The following is a 7,348-nucleotide window of genomic DNA, read 5'->3' as shown; positions in this document are numbered from 1 at the left end:
CTAAAAAACTAACAAACTTCCTTTGAAATTCTATAAATAAAAAAATAAAAAAATCAGAGCTTAAAATTATATAATTTAAATTGATATATTTTAAGCTCTGATTTTTTTATTTTTTTATTTATAGAATTTCAAAGGAAGTTTGTTAGTTTTTTAGGGTATATTATTGTTATAATACATATAGAAACTGTTATTTTTATATAAGTATAGATTTAACTAGAAGTTAATAATATAGTATGTTAAAATTTTTAATGGGGGGAAATCTAATAGAAGGACCCTTACGACTGTAATAGAAAAGACATTTATATGAGAAAGTTGATATTATTATTTATGGAGTATATTATAATATAGAACATAACGTTAAATATAAAATTATAAACATATTAGAAAGAAGGGATTTATAATGTCTAAGGAAAGGCTATTAATTTTAGATGGTCATAGTCTTATGTATAGAGCTTTTTATGCATTGCCAGCCCTAACAAATTCGGATGGTATATATACTAATGCAGTTTATGGTTTTACAACTATGCTTTTGAAAATGAAAGAAGAGTTTGCGCCAGATTATATCGTTACAACGTTTGATAGGAAGGCACCTACTTTTCGTCATGAGGAATATAAAGATTATAAGGCAGGTAGAAAAAAAATGCCTGATGAGCTACGCGGACAATTTTCTCTAGTTAGGGAACTTTTAGAGAAAATGGCTATAGATATTTTTGAATTAGACGGTTTTGAAGCAGATGATTTAATAGGTACCTTATCTGTGATTGCAGAAAAAGAGGGACTTGAAGTTTTTATAGTTACAGGGGACAAGGATGCACTTCAGCTTGCCACAGACAATGTTAAAGTTGTAATAAATAAAAAAGGAATGTCAGAAAAAGAAATATATGATAGAAATCGTATGATTGAGGAATTCGGAGTAACACCTACGGAATTTATAGATGTAAAAGGGCTAATGGGAGATGCTTCTGATAATATCCCAGGTGTACCAGGAATTGGTGAGAAAACTGCTTATAAACTTATTAAAGAGTATAAGAGCATAGAAAATCTTCTTATGAATATAGATAAGGTTAGTGGTAAAAAACTTGTGGAAAATCTAACATCTTATAGTGAACAGGCTATTTTTAGTAAAAAATTAGCAACTATTATTACTTGTGTTCCTATGGAAATAGATTTAAATTCAATTAAATCAAAAGAAAAATATGATGTGAGGGCTGTAAAAGACTTATTTTATAAATTACAGTTTAAATCTTTAATAGGCAAAATAGCAGATAGTGAGGATTCAATAGAAGAAGTATTTTCTGCTGATTTTGAAATAATTGATAAGTTAGCAGCACTTGAGGATCTTACACGTGAGATTAAAGATACCGTTTACATAATTTTCGATATAGCTGATGCTAATGTGTTTTCTAAAATGTGTGTAAACAACATATATCTTAATTATAAAGAAAAAAACTATGTTATTAAAGTTGAAGATTTATATAAAGAAGATGAAGAAAAAACTATAAATTGCTTAAAAACTATTCTTGAGAGTAATGATATTAAAAAGGTGAGTCATGCTGTGAAAAATGCTTACACTGCTCTTAATAAAAAGGGCGTTAAGTTACGAGGAGTAAAATTTGATACAGAGCTTGCGGCTTATTTGCTAAATTCTGCTAAAAAAGAGTATAGCCTAGAAACTCTTATAGATACTGATCTTAGAATTAGTATTACGGGCGACGGACACGCAAAGGAAATTAATAAAGTAGCACTTCTAAAAAAACTTTATGAGATATTAGAAAAGCAAATTAAAGAGTATGAAATGGAAGAACTTCTATATAAGGTTGAGCAGCCATTAACAGAGGCTATATCATATATGGAGGCCGAAGGATTCACAATTGACAAAGATAGGCTAGCTAAACTTGGCATAAAATTTGCCGCAGATATAAAAGAAATGGAAAGTACTATTTTTGATTTAGCAGGAGAAGAATTTAATATTAAATCACCAAAACAATTGGGCAAGATATTATTTGAAAAATTAGATTTACCCGTAATAAAGAAAACAAAAACAGGTTATTCAACTAATGCGGAGGTTTTAGAGGCATTAGTAGATAAACATCCTATTATCACGGAAATTACTAGATATAGAGGGTTAACAAAGATTTTTTCTACATACATTGAGGGGCTACAAGCAGTAATTGATACAGATTGTAGAATACATTCAAACTTTATGCAAACTGTTACAACAACTGGAAGGCTCTCAAGTACAGAACCTAATTTGCAAAATATCCCTATAAGAAATGAAATGGGTAGAGCTATAAGACACGTATTTATACCACACAATGATCAGTGTGTTATTTTGTCTGCGGATTATTCACAAATAGAGCTTAGAGTATTAGCTCATATAGCTCAAGACGAGAATCTAATTGAAGCTTTCATTGAGCATAGTGATATTCATACAAAGACTGCTTCTGAGGTATTTAACGTGCCTATAGAAGAGGTTACAAAGCAGATGAGAAGTAATGCTAAAGCAGTAAACTTTGGCATAGTCTATGGTATTGGAGAATTTAGTTTAGCGAAAGATTTAAATATATCTAGAAAAGAAGCTAAAACTTACATAGAGACCTATTTTGAAAGGTACCCTAATGTTAAAAAATACATGAAAGATATAGTACTTGAAGCTGAGAAAAACAGTAGTGTTACTACAATTTTAAATAGACGAAGATTTATACCTGAAATAATTTCATCAAATAAAATCGTAAAGTCTTTTGGTATAAGGCTTGCTATGAATACACCTATACAAGGAAGTGCAGCAGATATTATAAAACTTGCTATGGTAAATGTATTTGATAAATTAAAGCAAGAGGGTTTAAAAAGTACTTTAATCCTACAAGTACACGATGAATTAATATTAAATGTATATAGGGATGAGATTAAACAAGTTGAGACTTTGGTTAAGGACCAGATGGAAAATGTTATTAAACTTTTAGTTCCTTTAGAAGTAGAAATAAGCGTTGGAGAAACTTGGTATGAGGCAAAATAAGCAATTTTAAACTTTATATTCTCAACTAAAAAAGTGGGGGACTTGAAAATGCTAAAGGTTGGAATAACAGGTGGTATTGGTAGCGGGAAAAGCACAGTAACTAATATGCTAAGAGATAAGTGTTTTCCCATTGTTGACGCAGACATTGTATCTAGAGAGGTTTTTGAAATATATCCCGAGATAATAAGTAAAATTAAAGTTGAATTTGGGGATGAGTTTTTTAACAAAGAAGATACACTTAATAGGAAAATGTTTGGGGACTATATATTTAAGGATGAAATACGAAGAAAAAAACTTGAAAATATAATGATGCCTTTTATAATAAAAGAAATACAACAAAGGATAAAAACATTCGAAGAAAAAAACATACAGATATGCTTTTTAGATGCACCTACTTTAATAGAAAATAATCTTCATACTAGTATGGATGTTATTATTTTGGTGTGGGTTAGTAGCGAGGTTCAAATACATAGGGTTATGTCTCGCGATGGTTTAAAAATAGATGAAACAATGGATAGAATAGGAGCTCAAATGGCAATAGACGAGAAAAAGAAGTTTGCAGACTTTATTATTGATAATGGAGGAAGTATTGAAAATACAAAATTACAGCTAGAACTTATTATTACTCAGTTGGAAAGGTTGAATGTGAAGTTATGAAGGTGAAAACAATTATAAAAATTTTAAGTTTGATTTTTCTGTGTGTTATATTAATTAATATTAAAAGTATATTCAAGGTTTTTTATCCAATAAAATATCAAAACCAAATAGTTAAGTATTCTCAAAAGTATAATGTAGACCCTCATTTGGTGGCAGCTGTAATCCGGGCAGAAAGTAATTTTGATACAAATGCTGTTTCAAGCAGGGGCGCCTATGGACTTATGCAAATAATGCCAGACACTGCATTGTGGATTTCACAGAATATGAAACTAAAAGATTTTAAAACGGAAAATTTATATGATGCTGAAACTAATATTGAAATGGGATGTTGGTATATTAATAATTTAAATGTTGAATTTAATGGAAATATAGAGCTTGTAATTGCAGCTTACAATGGTGGTCGCGGAAATGTTCAAAAATGGCTTAACAATAAAGAATACTCTGCAGACGGAAAAACATTAATTAACATACCGTTTAAAGAAACAGATAAATATGTAAAAAAAGTAAAGACAAATTATAATATTTATCTAAAATTATATAATGATGGAATTAAGGCAACACAATAAAAATAAAAAATCGACAATAATTGTGTACAATAAGATAAAAGTTATTGACAATTAATGCTTGGCTGATATATAATCTATCTTGTAGTCGTAAGCTATTGAAAGCGTTTGGGACTATAAGATTAGATCCTTAAAATAATATTTGCGATAGTGGCGGAATGGCAGACGCGCACGTTTAAGGGACGTGTGGGAGACCATATGGGTTCAAGTCCCATCTGTCGCACCAATGTTTACTTAAATACTCAAAAAGAGAGACAGAAATGTCTCTCTTTTTATTATTTAGAAGAGATATAAGAAGATTTTTATATTTAAAATACTTTAGAGATGAATTTTTAAAAGAAATATGGAAAAACTAACATCTGAAAGAGGTGTTGTTTATGAAAAATAAAAAGAATGATCCTGATATAAAACACAAGAATGCTCAAAAGGAAAGTAATGAAAAAAATCCAGTTACTATGAATGGTGACAGTAACATGAGAAAACCTGTAAGAGGACTAAAATAAAAATCGTTATATTTCTTTTAGCACGGTAATGAAAGTGTATATTACGTAAAATGCATTTGAACAAGCGTTAGTAAAACTTAATTAATTTTATAAAAGAGACGTTAAGAAAAGTACATGTTTGAGCGCTAGCGATTTTGTACTTTTTAGTATCTTTAAATAAAATTTATTTAGTATTACTTAGCGAAGTGAGATGCAGTTGTAGTAATATACACTTTCATATTTTTTTGCTATTTATCATAAAAATTAGTATCAAAATCCTACTTCTAGCATAAATTGTTAATGTATTAATAATATTGGGAGGACAATTATGAATCTAGAGGAGAGAAACATTGAAGATATAGATCTTGAAGATTATGAAATGGTTCCAATAGAACCTATGATGTATGGATGTGACCAAATGAATATGATGCCAAGTGTGGGTATGAACCCGTGTATGGGAATGAGCCAATTTAATGAAGGTACGTTTAGAGATGGGTTTAATCCAAATGGAATGATGTTTGGAGATCCGTCTAGAAACGATTATGATTTAGAAAATGAGGACTTTAGGCAAATGGATAAGTATGAAGATAATGAGGACACTAATAATCCTTATCTTAAGTACAATGATATTGATTCAAGTGTAAGAAGAATTGAGCAATATAACCCTGCAATATTTAGGCGTTTGACAAGATGTGGTATGCCTTATGTAGAAGCAAAAGAAATAGTTAGAAGTACTGTTAAATTGGCACTTATGTATAGAGATGAATAACAATGGTATTCAGTGAACATAAAAAATAAAATTATTTATTTTACAACCCTATATAAACTTATAGGGTTATTTTAATTGTTAGTCGTTTCTAATTAGTATTTAATAAATATTAGAAGTGACATTGAATAAAATTTAATTGAAGTAAATTAAATTGAAGGAAATTTAAATGCTACGTAGAACTTAATTATTAAAGCTGAGTAAAATTAAAAGTTTATATTTAAAGAGGTGTAAATATGTTTAATATAGATATTAGTTTTGATGATGTTAGCATTTTAAATGTAGCTAAAGAAGATGTTTTTAAAATTAAAAATTGGATTAATAAACAACAGGTCATTAATATAGATAAGGGATTAAATTACAGCATTAAGGAATTTTATGAAAGATATTTAGAGTATTACGTGAGTGAGGGAGAGTACTTTCTTAAAGTGTTATGTGGTAGTGAACTTATTGGTATTATAAAAGGTAGAATAGAGTTTAAAAATCCAAATGAAGTGTTGATTATGTGTTACTTAATTGAATCTACACCATATGGCAATGGTATATCAGATCAAATCATTAATGAATTTTTAAAGCATTTATATAAAAATTATGGAATATGTAATTTCTATACTTTTGTTTCAGCTAATAATCATGACATGTTGAAATTATGGAAAAATAATAACTTTGAGATAAGTAGAGTAACAAGTAATTTTTTAGAGGTAGATAGCAAAGATACTGATATATTAATTTTAAAAAAAATAATTCAACCGGATTCCTAATATATATTTTCTTTTTTTTATTCTAAAATTGATTTTAGAATAATAATATTTTAAAGAAGGCATCTTAAAAAAATAACTAGATGTCTAAGGATTTATTAAGTTAGGGGATGTTAAAGTGAAATATACTAGATATAATTATAAACCACCTAAGAAAAGAAATAATTTTATAATCATTATTACATTAACATTGATAGCAGCCATTGCCTTGGGGACGATTTTTTCTAAACTATTACCTAATAATTCAGTTACTAATGCAGAGAATAAAACTACAAAAGTAACATTGGATAAAGATAGCACAGCAAATGCACAAAGTGTAGATGTTTCTAATGTGATTTCCCAAACTAATATTAAAGATTATGTGGCAATACAATGTGGTGTTTTTAGTACGATGGAACGAGCTTTGATAGTGAAAAATAGTTTAGCAACTTTCGGTGCACCATTTATTATAGTAGAAGGCAAACTTAACAAGGTTTTTCTTGGGGTATATCCTAAAGATGGTATTGACACAATTATTAAGCAACTTCAAACAGCTAAAACAACTTATGTTAAGATAAATTTACAATTAAATGGTAAGGATTCAACTAGTGCACAAGTTAATGAAATAATAAGTGCAGACGTTAAAATATTAAATAAACTTTCAGAAAAAGACGTTAAAGCATATACTACAGTAGCAGTTAAAAAATGGATGGGTTCTTTAGAGGGAGCAGACGTGAAAAGCACAAGTTATAGTAATCTGACTCAAATAAAAGCATATCTAACTGCTCTGCCTGCAGAAATAAAAAAGGAAAAAACGGAAGAGGGGTATATATATATTTATAATTTTATAAATAAATTATCAAAAACACAGCTATAAACCTATGTTAATAATTTTCTTAGAAAGTTAAATTTTAGTGGTATTGCATTAAAAATAATATAAAATCAAGAAAAAAATGAGAAATAGAAATAGATTTTTTTATCTATTTCTCAGGTTGTTTACAAACCCAGTATAATTTTTTATTATACTGGGTTTATTTTACATGTAGTTATGCGATAGCATTTTGAATTATGAATGAGTTAGAACAAAACACTATATTTCGCATTAGAAAATCAAAAAACATAGAAGA

The 7,348-nt window shown here is 28.5% G+C and carries 7 protein-coding genes and 1 tRNA gene; all 8 read left to right on the top strand.

The features are described 5' to 3' along the window. Positions 1-400: 400 nt before the first annotated feature. The 8 genes from polA (at position 401) to VIM70_RS22650 (ending at position 7,098) form a co-directional block, all read left to right on the top strand. The gene (gene polA / locus VIM70_RS22685) at positions 401-3,016 is read left to right on the top strand and encodes a DNA polymerase I (RefSeq protein ID WP_331948046.1); all 2,616 of its coding nucleotides are present in this window, start codon (positions 401-403) and stop codon (positions 3,014-3,016) included. A 48-nt stretch (positions 3,017-3,064) separates the two neighbouring features. Further along, the gene (gene coaE, locus VIM70_RS22680; RefSeq protein ID WP_331948045.1) at positions 3,065-3,673 is read left to right on the top strand and encodes a dephospho-CoA kinase; all 609 of its coding nucleotides are present in this window, start codon (positions 3,065-3,067) and stop codon (positions 3,671-3,673) included. A gap of 2 nt (positions 3,674-3,675) precedes the next feature. Then, complete coding sequence (locus VIM70_RS22675) at positions 3,676-4,239, top strand: lytic transglycosylase domain-containing protein (RefSeq protein WP_331948047.1); 564 nt, start codon at positions 3,676-3,678, stop codon at positions 4,237-4,239. A gap of 141 nt (positions 4,240-4,380) precedes the next feature. Beyond that, positions 4,381-4,462: transfer RNA gene (locus tag VIM70_RS22670), tRNA-Leu, on the top strand. A 151-nt stretch (positions 4,463-4,613) separates the two neighbouring features. After that, positions 4,614-4,739, top strand: coding sequence for a hypothetical protein (locus VIM70_RS22665; protein WP_331948044.1), 126 nt, complete (start codon positions 4,614-4,616; stop codon positions 4,737-4,739). 307 nt (positions 4,740-5,046) lie between these two features. Further along, complete coding sequence (locus tag VIM70_RS22660; protein ID WP_331948043.1) at positions 5,047-5,487, top strand: hypothetical protein; 441 nt, start codon at positions 5,047-5,049, stop codon at positions 5,485-5,487. A 233-nt stretch (positions 5,488-5,720) separates the two neighbouring features. Continuing rightward, entirely contained in the window at positions 5,721-6,245 is a 525-nt protein-coding gene (locus tag VIM70_RS22655) for a GNAT family N-acetyltransferase (RefSeq protein WP_331948042.1), read from the top strand. Between the two features lie 115 nt (positions 6,246-6,360). Further along, entirely contained in the window at positions 6,361-7,098 is a 738-nt protein-coding gene (locus tag VIM70_RS22650) for a hypothetical protein (protein ID WP_331948041.1), read from the top strand. Positions 7,099-7,348 lie beyond the last annotated feature (250 nt).

The sequence above is a fragment of the Clostridium sp. genome (genome assembly GCF_036569345.1).
Taxonomy (GTDB): domain Bacteria; phylum Bacillota; class Clostridia; order Clostridiales; family Clostridiaceae; genus Clostridium_AD.
This window is presented reverse-complemented; position numbering and strand designations above follow the sequence as displayed.